Raw genomic sequence first — 15,286 nt, forward strand, 5'->3', positions numbered from 1 at the left:
TCTCAAATTTTTGCTCTGGAATTAGATTTAAATGAGTAGCTTGAATTTCATTTTTCTCATCAGCCTCAATAATTTCTTGATTTGACTCGACTGTGAATTTTTCCTGTTCTATATATTGACTTGATTTCTCCTCAATTACTGAATGCAAATATTTTTCTGTTTCTAATTCTTGGTTTTCAAAGGTCTTACCTTGACTGAATTTTTCCGGATTTTTATTTACTTGATTTAGACCGGGCAAATTATCGGTATTATTCTCGTTCCTCTCAAATTTTTGCTCTGGAATTAGATTTAAATGAGTAGCTTGAATTTCATTTTTCTCATCAGCCTCAATAATTTCTTGATTTGACTCGACTGTGAATTTTTCCTGTTCTATATATTGACTTGATTTATCTTTTTCTTTTGAGTTTAATACCCCGTCATCTACAGGGTATTTACAATTAGTTGGAGTTTGAGTCCCCATCCACTTCTTCCTTCTTCCTTCTTCCTTCTTCCTTCTTCCTTCTTCAACCTGAATTACTGAATCAACATATTCCTTTATATTCTGATTATTTTCCCCTACTAATTTTTGCCATTCAGTGAATAATTCCTCCAATTGACCTTCAGTAGTTCCAGGTCTTAACAACTTATATAACTTGACAAAAGCTTCCCGATAATTTGGTTGAATAGATAAAGATTTTTGATAATAATCAAAAGCTGGTTCAAGATTTGTATACAGAGCAAATACCTCTGCTAACTTGCAGTAAGCTTTAGGCTCTTCAGGTTCAATTTGCAGCAACTTTTGATAACAATAAACTGCCCGATCAAACTCTCCTATTCGAGAAAGTACATTTCCCAACATCAACTGCACATATGCCAAATTAGGATTAATATCTAAGGCTTTTTGATAATTAAAAATAGCTAAATTAAACTCCCTCTGTTTATAATAAACACTGCCAATATTCGCATATACTTGTGCAAAATCAGGTTTAATCTTTAACGCCTGATTATAAGTATTAATTGCCTGTTCAAACAAATTTTGACATTGAAAAATATTCCCTAAAGTCAAATAAACAGAAGCAAAATCTGGTTGAATTTTAACTGCTTCTTGACAACAAGCGATCGCTCCATCAAAATCACCTTGTAGCAAATATACTTCAGCTAACTTCTTGTAAGCTTCAACATAGTCTGGTTTAATAGTTAAAACTTTTTGATAAGCAACCATCGCTGTATAAAGTTGTCCAGAATCTTTAAGTTTATTGGCTGTCTTGAAATAATTTTCAGGTAACATTTTCTCTACGAACCCTTATAACGGTAAAGTTAAACAGTGTTTGTAATTTTATTTGATCTAAGATAAGGAGTATAGACTATGGTCACAGAACAAGACCCCATAAAATTAATGAAACAGCAAGTCGGCAAAGCTGCTGCTGACCGAGTAAAATCTGGAATGATAGTGGGGTTAGGCACAGGATCGACCGCTGCCTATATGATTCAATTTTTGGGGGAACGCCTACAAAGTGGCCAACTCAAAGATATTAAAGGTATCCCTACCTCCTTTCAGTCAAATGTATTGGCTAAAAAGTATGGTGTACCATTAACGACCCTTGATGAAGTTGACCACATGGATATTGCCATTGATGGTGCTGATGAAGTTGACCCACAGAAAAATCTGATCAAGGGTGGTGGAGCAGCTCATACCCGTGAAAAAATTGTGGACTGTTTGGCAGAACAGTTTATTGTAGTAGTAGATAGTTCTAAATTAGTAGATAGGTTGGGTTCTACTTTTTTGCTTCCCGTAGAAGTTATACCGATGGCAATAACTCCTGTAATTCGGGCAATTGAAAAACTTGGTGGTCAACCAGAACTTCGGATGGGTGTGAAGAAAGCTGGACCTGTAGTTACGGACGAGGGTAATCTGGTGATTGATGTTAAATTTAATTCTATTGATAACCCTGCTGAATTAGAAAAGAGTTTAAATAATATTCCTGGTGTCTTGGAAAATGGTTTATTTGTAGGGGTTGCAGATTTAATATTAGTGGGAGAACTTCAGGATGGCCAGCCAATAGTTCGAGAAATTGCTTGAAGAAGGTGGTAGGTTGTAGGTGTTAGGCTGTAGGTGTTAGGTTGTAGATGTTATAGAACCCATTTGGTATCTTTTTCCGCGACCCGCGTTTTTTTACCAGGAGTCAGGATACTGAGTCAGGATATGGAGCGAAAGAATATGAGAAAAAGGTTGAAAAATACTCCCTACTTCACTATATCTTTGCTTTATTCAATAGGTCTTAAATAGGTTATATATGACTTTTATCGCCTAGAACCTTAAAAATTAATTAAGTCACTTTGTCAACTCTTAATTATTGAAGACAACAGACAACGGTGGGAAAACTTTTTTTCCTCTAAAATTCACTATCAATCTATGTCTTAACTAAATCTTTCTCTAAGATACCTACAACCTACACCTTCTTCAAAATTTTCTTGCATAGTGTAGATAAAATTTAAAGCAAAGTTACTACAGCAAAACTTATCCAAACCATCCAGACTCTTAATTCCAATTTGAAAAAGTTATGATATGTTTTGCTATGCTTTGGCAGTTGAGAAAATAATTATCTAGAGAACAAAAATTACTAAAACTATCAAACTCGGTATCTTAAGGATACCGGGCTTTAAAATAATCGAACCACATGAGGAAAAACCACTATTAAATAACTAAATTAGGCTTCAAAGAAACTTATTTAGTTCAGTAGTTGTCTCTCAGATTCCAGAGCTTTCACTAAATTTTGATTTCCCTTAGCTCTAGCTGCTTCCAGACGATGAGCTAATCTTTTTTCTATATTGACTTTATGAACTTCATTTAATTTAACTAGGCTTTTTGGTGAATTTTTGTTCATCATGGACATTTTTTTTTCCTCTTTTATTATATGACTTACATTTTTAATTTACCACAGCTAGAAAAAATCCACCAGTCCAGTTAATGAAAACTGTCAGTTATTATCAGTTATTATTAGCTAGTAGACACCAAGCAAAGTTTGTTTTAGTAGGCTATGTCTTGTAGAGTCATTCACAAATATTCTGAGTAAATCTTTTGAATAAAATGCCTGAAAGTATTTATGATTAATGGATGTGTAAACCATCAGCAATAAGCTATATAGTTAACTAAGGAACTTGAAAATCATCTTTTTTTTTATCCCTTAACAATAGTGTATCCTAGTTCATTAAATTTTATTAAGTAGACTTTGCAGTGTCATACTAAATATTAATTAAGCCTTAGAAGTTAAATTTTATCTTTTTGTTTTGGGTTTAATACCCCGCCGTCTACACCAGGGTCAATTTATTGTCACCCTGAGAAAAAGGGAGTGGGGGAGTAGGGTCATTTCAGTTATCAGTTATCAGTTATCAGTTATCAGTACCTCTGCCTGTTTGCGCAGCATTCCGCAGGAAAGTAAAGTGAATTGAAATATTGAATTTTCTTTTTTTTATCCCCTTGTAGAGCGACAGCTCGCGGGGTAGCCAAGGGAAGGCTTGAGACCTTATTTTTTGGTCAATTTATTGTCACCCTTAGAAAAATTGTATCCTTTGAAATTTCGTACATCTTGCTAGGATTAGTCAACCAAATATAAAAGATATTAGGACATAGAGTTTAGGACTTAGGCAAATACACTACATATAGTAGATAAAAACTATAGCACTATGGTATATATAGTGTTTTTACGATGAAAACGCGTAAGTCCTGGAGTTGTAAATATTCTCTGACGACAAAGAATTAGCCCTGGCCGTCTACACGGTGAATTGGTTGGGGTTTGAGTACCCATCCATTTTTTCTTCCTTCCTTCTTTCTTCTTCCTTCTTGCTTCTTCCTTCTTGAATAATTTAGAAAAATTTGGTTTTTTCTGCTTCACCTAATAAAAAACCAAAAAATCTCTGGAAACACGCTACAATCCTGTACTGTAAAGGATTATTAATTAGTCAAAATTCTTAGTTAGTTACACAAAAAATTTCAAATTATCTAACATGATAGATTTCTCTAACATTGCGGCCCAGCTTAACGCAGGCACTATCCTTCCAGAAGCAATAGTTATAATTACCCTACTTGTAGTTCTGGTTGGAGACCTCATAGTAGGACGTACTTCTGCTAAATGGACTCCCTACGCAGCCATACTAGGTCTATCGATCGCTATTGTGGCCTTATATACTCAATGGGACAGTACAAATACCATCGGTTTTTTGGGAGGCTTTAATGCTGATGCCCTCAGTGTAGTATTTAGAGGTATCATTGCTCTGTGTGCAATTACCACTATATTGATGTCGGTGGCATACATAGAACAAACTGGGACTCCACTAGGAGAATTTATTTGTATTCTGCTCACTGCTACTTTAGGGGCAATGTTCCTTTCTGGAGCAGATGAGTTGGTGATGATTTTTGTTTCTCTGGAAACCCTGAGTATCTCCTCTTATTTATTAACTGGTTATACAAAACGTGACCCCCGCTCCAATGAAGCAGCATTAAAATATTTACTCATTGGGGCTGCAAGTTCGGCCGTTTTTCTCTATGGCATTTCCCTTCTCTATGGTTTGTCTGGTGGAGAAACTCGGTTAACAGCGATCGCCTCTAGTCTTGTTGATGGATCGAGTGGCGGTGTTTCACTAGCTCTAGTTATTGCCTTAGTATTCGCGATCGCTGGTATTTCTTTCAAAATTTCTGCTGTCCCTTTTCACCAATGGACTCCGGATGTATATGAAGGTTCTCCTACTCCAGTTGTGGCCTTTCTCTCGGTGGGTTCTAAAGCGGCTGGTTTTGCTTTAGCTATTCGTCTTTTGGTTACTGCTTTCCCTTTAGTTTCGGAACAGTGGCATTTTGTATTTACTGCCCTTGCTGTGTTGAGTATGGTATTGGGTAATGTGGTTGCTCTGGCCCAAACCAGCATGAAACGTCTACTTGCTTATTCATCTATTGGACAAGCTGGTTTTATTATGATTGGTCTTTTGGCGAATACTGAAGCGGGTTACGCTAGTATGATATTTTATCTGCTGATTTACTTGTTTATGAATTTGGGTGGTTTTACCTGTGTGATTCTATTTTCTCTCCGTACAGGTACAGACCAAATTAGTGAATATGCAGGGTTATATCAAAAAGACCCACTATTAACTTTAGGGTTGAGTCTTTGTTTGCTTTCTTTAGGTGGTATTCCTCCACTAGCGGGTTTCTTTGGGAAGATTTATTTGTTTTGGGCAGGTTGGCAAGCTGGATTATATTGGTTAGTTTTGTTAGGATTAATTACCAGTGTTGCTTCTATTTACTACTACATTCGTGTGGTGAAAATGATGGTGGTAAAAGAACCGCAAGAAATGTCGGATGTGATTAAAAATTATCCTCCTATTCGTTGGGATATTTCGGGTATGCGTCCTTTACAAGTAGGGTTGATTTTGTCTGTTTTAGCAACATCTTTAGCTGGAATTTTATCTAATCCTTTGTTTACTTTGGCTAACGATGCTATTGTTAAAACTCCTATGTTGAACTCGGTTTTAGTTCAGACTGTTGAAACTAATTCAGTGGCTAGTCAACCAAGTTTTTCTTTGTCGAAAAATAATTAGTTTTAATTTTTTTGATTCAGCAAAAGTAAGAAATGTTCGGCTTATTGAGTCGAGCATTTTTTCTGTTTATATAGATAGGTCGAATTGTTGGAGTTTTTATTGCAGAAGGAAGAAGGAAGAAGAAGGAAGAAGAAAGAAGAAGGTTTTAGTTATCTAGGAGATGAGGAAAAATCTTGCGTTGTTTGAGTTTTAAATTTTTTATCAAAATAATATGGGTCTAAAATCCCGCCTTTTAAGGCGAAATATTTTTGGAGAGTTGATCAAAATAACCTACTTCCCCTCCTGGGAGGGGCGGGGGTGGGTTAACTTCTGACTTCTGACTTCTGACTTCTAACTTCGTTAAATTTCCTACTAATCTTTCTTTCTACTGCTATAACAACCTATTTCTTTTTTCTTTGTCTTATAAAGGCTCTCATATTAATGAGGTAGAGTATTTTTTTCTCTTCAGTTATTCTTTATTACCTTTCCAAAAATTGTCATATATCACCTAAATAATTAAAAGTTTACTAAATTTTTTATATCTTAAAGTATCACCTGATTTTCAGAAATTCAATAGGTAATATCAAGTTCAGTTATCTATTTATCAAGATACAGCATATTTCAGGTAAATTAGGTACAAATATAAATGGTAAAATGTTCGTAGTGCGGGCATCTTGCCCGCTATAGCATCTTGCCCGCGATTAGTGTACCTTACTAATATGAAATACGCTGTGTTTAGAGTAGAGGCTAATTATATTAGAAATAAGTATTTTCGTGGGCTGAATTTATGCCTTTATTTCAAACTACCTCTACATAAAAGTATCTTAATACCATTTCTCTGTAACAATGCGCTTAATAATTATTGCTCAGACCTTATTAAACTGACTATTCTCATCTTTATATTAAGTGCAACTTCATGGAGAAATGGTATTAGAAATTTTTCACCATTTCAGAATATTATCTTTTCTGGAGCGGGTTTAATTTCCCACTGTCTAAACTGTACTTAAAATTGTTTGTGGTTTGTAGACACGAAGTGGAGTGTTTTTACTATGCATAAGAAATTTTCCTTTCTTCCTTCTTCCCTCTTCCCTCTTCCTTCTTCCTTCTTAAAAGAAAACTATGCTAGAACTTTTAGAGCTTCTGGTTTGAGGATAACTTGAATTCCTGATTCAACTTTAACGTGCCACATACCATTTGGTAATTGATTTAGCAGTTCTACAGGTTTACCTCGATCTTCTTCTAGTTCTGGACTTGGGGAATCAACTAAAATAACTGTTGTTTTGGTTGATTCTTTTGAAGATATTAAATTAGCAGATAAAGAGGGGTTTAGAGGGGGAGAATGTTCTGAGAGAGTTACTAACTGCATTCTCAGTTGATTTAGTTTATTTTGCAGTTCTTGATTTTCTTTTTGATATTGTTGTGATTGTTCTGTTAGTTCTTGATTTTCCTGGGTTAATCTTTGAACTTCTAGTTTTAATCTCTGAACTTCTACACATTCATCGATACTAACATTACAAGCTTTAGCTATAACTTTTTTAATTAGGGGAGTGTACATAACTTTTCAGTAAATAAATTAGAGTAAATTGTTTTTATGGAGAGAGAAGTTATTCTTTTTCCTAGCTTCTCTTACCTTCTATTATCATCTTCTATTTTTCCCATAGAGTATGTGACCCCTTATCTGGTTTTAATGTGATTAAAATCACTATAAAAATTATGGGTTAATTATGGGATAAATTTCCAGGATAATAAACTTGATATTTGATAGTAATTAATACTTACATAAATTTGTTTTTTGAGTTAAATTGAAGTATAATTACTCAAATCTTTTATCGTTTTACTTAATTCAGGACTGTGAGTTAAGTAGATACGCATAATGTATTAAAAAAGCCTATCTCATCAATAATTTATTGATCCCCTCTATTTTAGAAGTTGAAAAGATTCTCACATATACTATCTGCTTTGTCAATATAATTTTGGAAATAGGGTTTTTATTCTCAATGTCAAATCAACTATATTAAATATTACTACTTCCTTTGTTTATATATGGTCAGTTGATATATTTTATTTATAATTTTGTGAACCCTTACCTTTAGATGTATGATTGAGAAAATCTAGCATTTACGGTAAGAGTAAGATAGTCAATAATGAATAATGAATAATTAATAATTAATAATTACCTCGCCTTGAAAAGAAGAGGATTGACTATTCATGAAAATTTTTGCTTGTTTCTCCTTCAAAGGAGAGGCTTTAAACTTTAATTATTCGGTAATTTTTTGATATTTTCTCCCAAAAGCAATAAATTTTAATTTTTTTTTATAAAAGTTAACCAGGGAAGAAGGAAAACTTTTAATCTATATTTAATTGCAGAAACTATAAATAACTATAAATATTTATCCAGAATTTATGTGATATAGAATCCAGTTATATAGTATATGTTTATAATTTTATAATTACTTTAATCTCCCCTACTCCCCTACTCCCAACTATACAATAACTATTCAACCAGACATGATATGAGGCGCAAATTATAGCAGTCTCAGGAAAGTTTAGGACAGATAAAAAGCTTAAAACTCAGAACAATGTAAGATTTTTCCTTCTTCCTTCTTCCTTCTTCCTTCTTCCTTCTTCCTTCTTCCTTCTTCCTTCTGCGATACTATAGTGAAACTCTGTTTTGATGCTTTTAAATTTATCTAAAACTATCAGGAAACTCAGCCTTTAAAACAGGTAAAACTGGACAAGGTTTTTGCTCCTGTAAATTGTCTGGTTTATTCCAAGTAAAAGGAGCTAACTTAGCAGCAGACATCCACAACAAACGTTTTGCTCTAGTCATTGCCACATATAATAATCGAAATTCCTCTGCCGTTTTCAAATATTCTGCCTGTTTCCAAGCAGTAGAAATATCTGGTAAATCTTGCCCTTGTAAACTGGCACGAATTTGCGCTCTTGCCACTTCAGCTAAGTCAAATTCTCCCAAAAAACTTACCTGTGGCAAAACTCGTAAATTACCAGGAATTATATTTTCATGTAAAAAAGGTAAAAAGACATAATCCCAATCTAAACCCTTAGCTTTATGCATAGTAATAATAGTAAGTTGCTGAGGGCGAGTATAATTTTTCTCTGCATTTTCATCCACTTCAACAGGTTCAAATCTCTCGGAACCTACAATTTCACTTAAAACTTCTAATATAGAATTCATCGAACTATTATCAAAAGTTTGTTTAGCAACTCTTTCTGCCAACTTATCCACAGTTGCTAAATCTGACTGTTGATAATTTAAAGCTAAAGCAAGAAAAGAAATTAATTGATACAAGGGTAATTCTGATTTTGCCCTGAGCAAAGTACGACAAAAATCACGACATTTACGCACCTTTTCTGATTGATAAGGATCGAGAGGTCCTGGGTAAAGAAACTGTTCTGGTTGAGAGGCAAAAACATTATAATCTTGCTTAGGAATTAAGCGCCGATCGCCCAAAACTTTCAAAGCAGATTTTAAATAATCTGGAGAATGAGGGCGGTCAATAAATTGCATTAATGCCAATATTTCTGCTGGAATTTGAGAGTGACGCGCCCCTTGAGAAACATCATGTATTTGAATATTTTGTTTGCCTAAATCAATATCAATTCCATATTTTCCAGGATTAGAAAAAGTATCTGTAATAAATTTACCTTGTTTATTTTCCCGTACTAATACAGCAAAATTACCATCTGGATTTTCTTTAAATAAATTAATTATGCGTTTACCCATCAACTCAAGTGTTTGGTAAATATCCCGAGGTTCATATATTTCTAAACCACCACCAGTAGCTGAAGGATTATCATTTGCCGGATGAATATTTTGGTCTCGAAAAGGTTTTTCTATTCCTGTTAATTCTGAATTATTTACCCATTTCAAAACAAAATTAGCTGCATCTATAATTTTTTGACAACTACGACCTGCTTGTTCCATAGTCGCCAACTTATTTAATTGTTCGCAGTCTTCACAAAATTGCCGAAAATCTATTGGGTCTGCTGGAGTAAATGTGGAATTAATTGCTTGATTTGGGTCTCCAACACGCATAAGATTGAGATTATTTAATGGTGATAATTTTTGCTCTTGATAAATCCCATTATTTTCTGAATTACTATCATCATTTTCACTTGAATCAGCCAGTTTTTTTAAAAGTTTAGTTTGTAAGGGGGTAGAATCTTGAGCTTCATCTTCAAACACTGCAAAAACTTGATTTTGCCACATTTTTCTAGCACCTTCATTTTCTAATACCCGCAACGCTGCCAAAATCATTTCATCATAGTCAATTAATTGATTTTCCCTCAACATTTCCTGATATGTTTGATATAAATTAGCAGCAATAGTCACAACTTGATAATGGTCATTAATTTTGTCTCGTAATTTCCATAAATCTTCTGGTTTAAGACCAGAACTTTTTGCTTGTTGAATTGCTTTCCAAGCTAATTGAGGTAAAACTTCAGTGCGTAAAACAGACTGCCTTCTTAAACGTTCAGTTTCTTCTCCATCAAATTGAACTCCTTCAATTAAAAGTTGATAATGTCTGGGATTATTTGCAATCCAATTTTCTACACAAGTGCGAGTTATTCTATTGCTTGGAGTAGGAAGAATTAAAGTAGTATTTTCTAAATCTAACTCAGATAATTCAGGATGACGTAGAGCAATACTCAAAGCCAAACCATGTAAAGTATGAACAATAAAACTGCCTTGAGGTAAAGATAATTCCTTTAAATGTTTGCGAATTTTAGTTTTAATATTACTAGCTGCAGAACGGGTAAAAGTAACAACAACTAATTGACGATTATTATGTAGTTGATAACCAGCGATCGCTAAAGCTGCTGCTGCTGCCATACCGTAGGATTTTCCTGCACCAGGAACTGCTGAAACTGCTAAAGGTCCTCCTTGCCAGTCAGCCATTTGTTGTTGCCCAGGCCGTAAATTAGAACGAATTTGTTGAATTGCTTTTTCTCTTAAACTTGCTAATGATAAGTCAATTTCTGTATTCTTTGTATTCGTTTTAATATCAGTATATGGAGGCAAATTATTATTGAAATCGTCAGTCACCTTGTTTTAAATCAAAAGTTAAAAATTAAAATATAGCATTTCTCAACTTACTGAGGAACAGTTGTTTTTCTTCTTTTTTATTCCCTACTCCCTACTCCCTAAAATAAACGAATTTTGTACCTCACGCTTTTCGGGAATTGCTATATTACCAGTGAATATTTAAATTGATTTTTGCCGAATTCAATGAGTGCATCTCATATTTGCAAAAATACTAATTTTCTTATATATTCCCTGTTGCCTGTTGCCAGATGAGCTGTTGCCTAAAAGCGATAATTTTTTGGCTTTATTCACGCATTAAGATGCATCCAATTCAATCTACTTTAGCTATGGGAAAATGAAGGTAAAAAGTTGTACCAGTAGATGGACTTGATTCAAAAAAAATCTTCCCATTATGGGCATCAATAATTGTTTTAACAATAGCAGTTCCCAATCCAATACCACCCTGTTTTCCATAACTTACAAAAGCTTCAAATAATTTATCCTGAATTTCTTGAGGAATACCAGGACCATTATCTGAAAAAGTAATTTCAACTAATTGATCTTTTCTTCTAGCTCTGATTTCTATTTTGCCTTCAGATTGATCCAGAGCTTCTACAGCATTAGATAATAAATTTTGTAGGGCACGGTTAATTTTATTTTCATCGGCATTTATGATTAAACCCTCTTCCACAGAAACTATCAATTCTACAGAAGCAAAATCAATATAAACCTGGTTTAATTTGGCAAAATTTTGTAAGAGTTTAGCAATGTCAATTAACTGACAATATAATGTTGTATTCCCCTGAGAAAAAGCAAGTACTTCTTCTGCCATATTTAACATTCTCTGAACTTGCATTGAAATTAAATCGCACCATTCTTGACTCTCTTGATCTGGGTGGAGTTCTTTTAACATTGAACTTGATAATTGAATACCAGTGAAAGGGCTTCTAAAATCATGAATAATAGTATTTACCATCTCTCCAATCAAAGTCATTTTTTCCTTATAAGCTAATTGATTGACATAATCAGTCGTCACGGTTCGCAATCTTTGAGATAAAAAACTTAAGATTTGTAAGACTATATCTCCTTTTGTATTAGCTAATATCTCCGTTATGGATTCATAGTAAATTTTCGCCAAAACTGTTTCCTGAGATGTAACTACCCTAGCACTTCTTGGCTTTCTATCTATAATCCCTAACTCTCCCAAATAACCATCAGATTTAACAGATGTAATCACAACATAATTATTCCCTTCACCACTCCTTTTACTAACTTCTACTTCACCTTCAAGAACTAAAAATAAAGAATCTGAATCATCACCTTCTTCAAAAATAATCTCTCGAGGATTAAATTTTTTAATAATAGCAATCTGGGAAATTTGTGCAGCTTGCTCAGGTGCAAAATAGCGAATAAACTGATGTGATTCTAGTTTCATTTTGTAGTGGAATATAATATATCTTTCGGTTAGCTAGTCTTGGCGATCGTCGATGAATTTATCATAAAAAATATTCACTGTCAAAAGTTGTTAATCCTATGACACAACAAAATTTCGAGGCACAAGAGATAGATAAATCAAAATTCATAACTTTCATTAATATTTAGCCATAGCATAAAAGCTATCCCCTATATTTTTACTGATATATTTTATTACTAATCAACTATATAGGAAATAAAGTCGTAGCTTGAGCTGTTAAGTTTGATAATACTAAATATTTTGATTTAGCTAGTTTGCCGTTGTTTTTATTAGTTGTCGCTTCATAAAATTTCTTTGACTCGACAATCAATATAGGATATGGACTAAACTGATTGCTAAGTTTGTTTTCAAATAGCACTATTTTTTATGTGAAGTCCGGAATAATAATTGTCCCCATATAAGGTAAAGTAGAGCTTAATATTAAGCGTATTAAACGAGCCTAAAACTTACCTCCTAATTTTTTCCTTTATACCAAGACTCTATTATAAATTACATATTGGTTAGTCCTGTGAGATATTAAGAGTTAACAACTGTTGACCAAAATCTGTAATACTAATTTTATGTGAGCTGGCACAGAATTATGAAATCTATTAACTTGTCTATCTCTATCTACAGTCAACTTTAATAAAAATATTATTCTATGCAACTTAGAAATGAATTTGGTATAGAAAGTGATAGGTATTGCCTTGGAAGTTATAGCAATTGAAGCAAAGGGCGCGGATATATCAAAAGCTTAAAACTCAAGCAACGCAAGATGTTTCCTTCTTCCTTCTTCCCTCTTCCTTCTGCTATACCTTGGAAAAGTTTCTTGAGTTCGGTCAGCCTCAATTATACTAAAATAAATAATGCCACTAAATTTTATATAGTGGCATTACAGACCTAATTATAGAGTTTTTTTTATGTGTTCAAATTACCACAATCCTCTTACAGGAGGAGGTTGTGGGACAGGCCGTGTAATAGGAGGAGGTGGCTGAAGTGGTGGAAACTCTATAGTAGGAGGACCCTGGAAATTGTATTGTGGTAACTGAACTTCTACCCGTTCATAATTATAATCTGGGATAACTTTAAAAAAGTCTATACAACCACAAGGGTCTTCAGGGTCGTCATTCTTTTTGCCCACAATTGCATAGACCCGCATTCCAGGTACTAAACCTGTTATTTCTATTCTATGTCTAGGAGAAAAAAATAGAGTTCGTAGTTGACCACGTTCCTCTTCAGGAATTGTGACATAAGTGGGTTCACCATCATTAGGTGCAATGCCAGGAATGCCTAATTCGGCTTCTTCATCTACTAAAATTGTGACTACATTACCGATAATACCTTTAACATAACCGACAATCTCCATTTGATTTGCTCCCCCTGCTCTAGTTCTTTCCCTTTGGGCAACTTTCTCATTTTCAGGAGCAGCGATCGCCGGATAAATTGTTCCAAATGTAATTAATATTGACAAGCAACCACTTGCCAAGTTTGTATATTTTGGAAGACGCATGACTACCTCACCAAATTTTGTCTAAGTGTCTCAGTTAAAATCTGTTTTCACAGGTTTATCTGGACATTGATTAATTGATTGGTTATTTTTATAACAACCTCATCAGGAGCTTACCATCAACGTTGATTTTTGGCAAGTAAATTTATTTTATATAACTTTATATATTAGTAGAGTTTTTTCTGTTATTAAGATTGAGATGAATAGGCAAACTATTTGTATTACTTTCATTGAGAATATCTCGACAGTAGGCTCTGTTTCACTTACTAGAAAATAAGTTTATTAATTCGCAACTTAATCTTAATCTTTGGTTCAAAGGAATATAGCAAACCTATGTGTTGCTTCTAATATTTTAGTATGAGTAATATAGTCATTAAATTATAAATTATCAATAACTTAGAAAGATTTTTTTGATCTATAAAGGCTTTCAGATTTCCTTTTTTTAGCAAGTTGTTTTTTATAAATTATGATTCTATTTCGATATATCTAGAATATCGAAGTAGTCGTGTAAAATAAATTTCCTATTTGAGAGATTGAACAGGGAACAAGGAACAGGAAGTTAATAAGACGTGTAATTAATTTTGCATAGAAACTTAATCAAAAAATTACTCAAAAATATAGCAACCACATTTTACTTTTCATATTTTAGTTAGACTCAACCAATATATTTTTGGGGAACTACTATGGATAGTAGTTCGATTCATCTTAAATTGGCAGACTTTTTTGATTAATTGTCATCATACTTGACTTAAAAATATTAGTAATTATTGTTGTGCTAATTAAATCTAAAAGCATTAACATATAAAGAAAAGTGCCTTTTTGGGGTCTAAAAAAGTGCAAATTTTTCAGCTGTTTATGCTCATCCATGGCTCGTATTTTCGGCTCATAGTTGGGCAGAAAAATCATTCTTACAATTGTTACTCCTACCTCCTCACTCCCAAGCCATTTCTCCTGTCTCCAGTATAGCTGTCTCCTACCCCTACTAAAATACTAGTGAAGCGCAAACCCTAATTACTGATTAGTATTTTCTCCTGATTTAATTTTTTTTTCCTCAGGCATATATTCTTCAATATTAATAGATGCTATTCCCTTAGATTCGACCAACTCAAACATTGACCCTAATTGTACCCAAATCAACAAAGCAGTTGGAAATACTACTATTGCACCTATGACAATAGATAACCATTCAACAATATTAAAGATAGAAAGACTAGCTGATACACATAAAAAGATAAATAAAGTCATGCTCAAATAAGCAGTAATAAGATTAGGTGTTTGATAATCTATTTGTTTTTGAGAGACTTTGTTTTTCAGCCATAGTTTTAATTTATACTCCAACATATCTTTAAAAATAATTCCTAAGATAATAGAGAAAAATAACGTTAACTCAATGACTGTGTAGACAGGAAAATCAAAAAAAGTATGAATGTACATTTTGTTTAACCACAAATATTAACAGTTGTAAATCATATCATATTTTTAGTGAGAAATAAGACACAAAAAAATATTGTTAGCTGAGAATTAAAGATATAGCAGAAGGAAGAAAGAAGAAGGAAGAAGGAAGAAGGAAAAAAATTGCTTTGTCTGAGTTTTAAGTTGTCGATATGTCCTAACCTTTCTTTCGACTGCTATAATCAGAGTAGAAAAATTATGATCAATTTTGTACCTCACACTTCTTGGAAATTATAGCAATTCCTGAAAATAATGCTTTTTTTATTGAAAACTTCAGCTATTA

At 33.4% G+C, this 15,286-nt stretch carries 11 protein-coding genes; 2 read left to right on the forward strand and 9 right to left on the reverse strand.

What is annotated here, in order from left to right; genetic code table 11:
• On the reverse strand, nt 1–1,267 hold a 1,267-nt coding region (locus F6K15_RS29150), incomplete at its 3' end, for a tetratricopeptide repeat protein (protein ID WP_293067913.1).
• A gap of 78 nt (nt 1,268–1,345) precedes the next feature.
• On the opposite strand from F6K15_RS29150, the gene rpiA reads away from it, so the two are divergent.
• Nucleotides 1,346–2,059, forward strand: a complete 714-nt coding sequence (gene rpiA, locus F6K15_RS29155) for a ribose-5-phosphate isomerase RpiA (RefSeq protein ID WP_293067915.1) — start codon at nt 1,346–1,348, stop codon at nt 2,057–2,059.
• 649 nt (nt 2,060–2,708) lie between these two features.
• Here rpiA and F6K15_RS29160 read toward each other — a convergent pair.
• A complete protein-coding gene (locus tag F6K15_RS29160) occupies nt 2,709–2,873 on the reverse strand; it encodes a hypothetical protein (protein ID WP_293067917.1) in 165 nt (54 codons plus the stop codon).
• A 780-nt stretch (nt 2,874–3,653) separates the two neighbouring features.
• Nucleotides 3,654–3,872: a hypothetical protein gene (locus F6K15_RS29165; RefSeq protein WP_293067919.1), complete on the reverse strand. Its 219-nt coding sequence runs from the start codon at nt 3,870–3,872 to the stop codon at nt 3,654–3,656.
• A 112-nt stretch (nt 3,873–3,984) separates the two neighbouring features.
• On the opposite strand from F6K15_RS29165, the gene F6K15_RS29170 reads away from it, so the two are divergent.
• Nucleotides 3,985–5,565: an NAD(P)H-quinone oxidoreductase subunit N gene (locus F6K15_RS29170; RefSeq protein WP_375341092.1), complete on the forward strand. Its 1,581-nt coding sequence runs from the start codon at nt 3,985–3,987 to the stop codon at nt 5,563–5,565.
• A 1,096-nt stretch (nt 5,566–6,661) separates the two neighbouring features.
• Here F6K15_RS29170 and F6K15_RS29175 read toward each other — a convergent pair.
• From F6K15_RS29175 to F6K15_RS29200, 6 genes are all read right to left on the reverse strand, one after another.
• Nucleotides 6,662–7,099, reverse strand: coding sequence for a hypothetical protein (locus F6K15_RS29175; protein ID WP_293067921.1), 438 nt, complete (start codon nt 7,097–7,099; stop codon nt 6,662–6,664).
• Between the two features lie 1,131 nt (nt 7,100–8,230).
• The gene (locus F6K15_RS29180) at nt 8,231–10,612 is read right to left on the reverse strand and encodes an ATP-dependent helicase (protein WP_375341093.1); all 2,382 of its coding nucleotides are present in this window, start codon (nt 10,610–10,612) and stop codon (nt 8,231–8,233) included.
• A 310-nt stretch (nt 10,613–10,922) separates the two neighbouring features.
• Nucleotides 10,923–12,026 carry an ATP-binding protein gene (locus F6K15_RS29185; RefSeq protein ID WP_293067923.1) on the reverse strand — a complete coding sequence of 368 codons (1,104 nt, stop codon included), beginning with the start codon at nt 12,024–12,026 and terminating at the stop codon, nt 10,923–10,925.
• Between the two features lie 223 nt (nt 12,027–12,249).
• A complete protein-coding gene (locus F6K15_RS29190) occupies nt 12,250–12,423 on the reverse strand; it encodes a hypothetical protein (protein ID WP_293067925.1) in 174 nt (57 codons plus the stop codon).
• A gap of 552 nt (nt 12,424–12,975) precedes the next feature.
• Entirely contained in the window at nt 12,976–13,554 is a 579-nt protein-coding gene (locus F6K15_RS29195) for a hypothetical protein (RefSeq protein WP_293067927.1), read from the reverse strand.
• A 1,008-nt stretch (nt 13,555–14,562) separates the two neighbouring features.
• Nucleotides 14,563–14,985: a hypothetical protein gene (locus tag F6K15_RS29200; RefSeq protein WP_293067929.1), complete on the reverse strand. Its 423-nt coding sequence runs from the start codon at nt 14,983–14,985 to the stop codon at nt 14,563–14,565.
• Nucleotides 14,986–15,286 lie beyond the last annotated feature (301 nt).

This window comes from Okeania sp. SIO2B3 (assembly GCF_010672525.1).
Classification (GTDB): domain Bacteria; phylum Cyanobacteriota; class Cyanobacteriia; order Cyanobacteriales; family Microcoleaceae; genus Okeania.

What these genes read in the sequence shown, in the direction of transcription:
- F6K15_RS29170 (WP_375341092.1), top strand. Translation starts at nt 3,985, where the DNA reads ATGATAGATTTCTCTAACATTGCGGCCCAGCTTAACGCAGGCACTATC.
- F6K15_RS29185 (WP_293067923.1), bottom strand. Translation starts at nt 12,026, where the DNA reads ATGAAACTAGAATCACATCAGTTTATTCGCTATTTTGCACCTGAGCAA.
- rpiA (WP_293067915.1), top strand. Translation starts at nt 1,346, where the DNA reads ATGGTCACAGAACAAGACCCCATAAAATTAATGAAACAGCAAGTCGGC.
- F6K15_RS29200 (WP_293067929.1), bottom strand. Translation starts at nt 14,985, where the DNA reads ATGTACATTCATACTTTTTTTGATTTTCCTGTCTACACAGTCATTGAG.
- F6K15_RS29175 (WP_293067921.1), bottom strand. Translation starts at nt 7,099, where the DNA reads ATGTACACTCCCCTAATTAAAAAAGTTATAGCTAAAGCTTGTAATGTT.
- F6K15_RS29160 (WP_293067917.1), bottom strand. Translation starts at nt 2,873, where the DNA reads ATGTCCATGATGAACAAAAATTCACCAAAAAGCCTAGTTAAATTAAAT.
- F6K15_RS29195 (WP_293067927.1), bottom strand. Translation starts at nt 13,554, where the DNA reads ATGCGTCTTCCAAAATATACAAACTTGGCAAGTGGTTGCTTGTCAATA.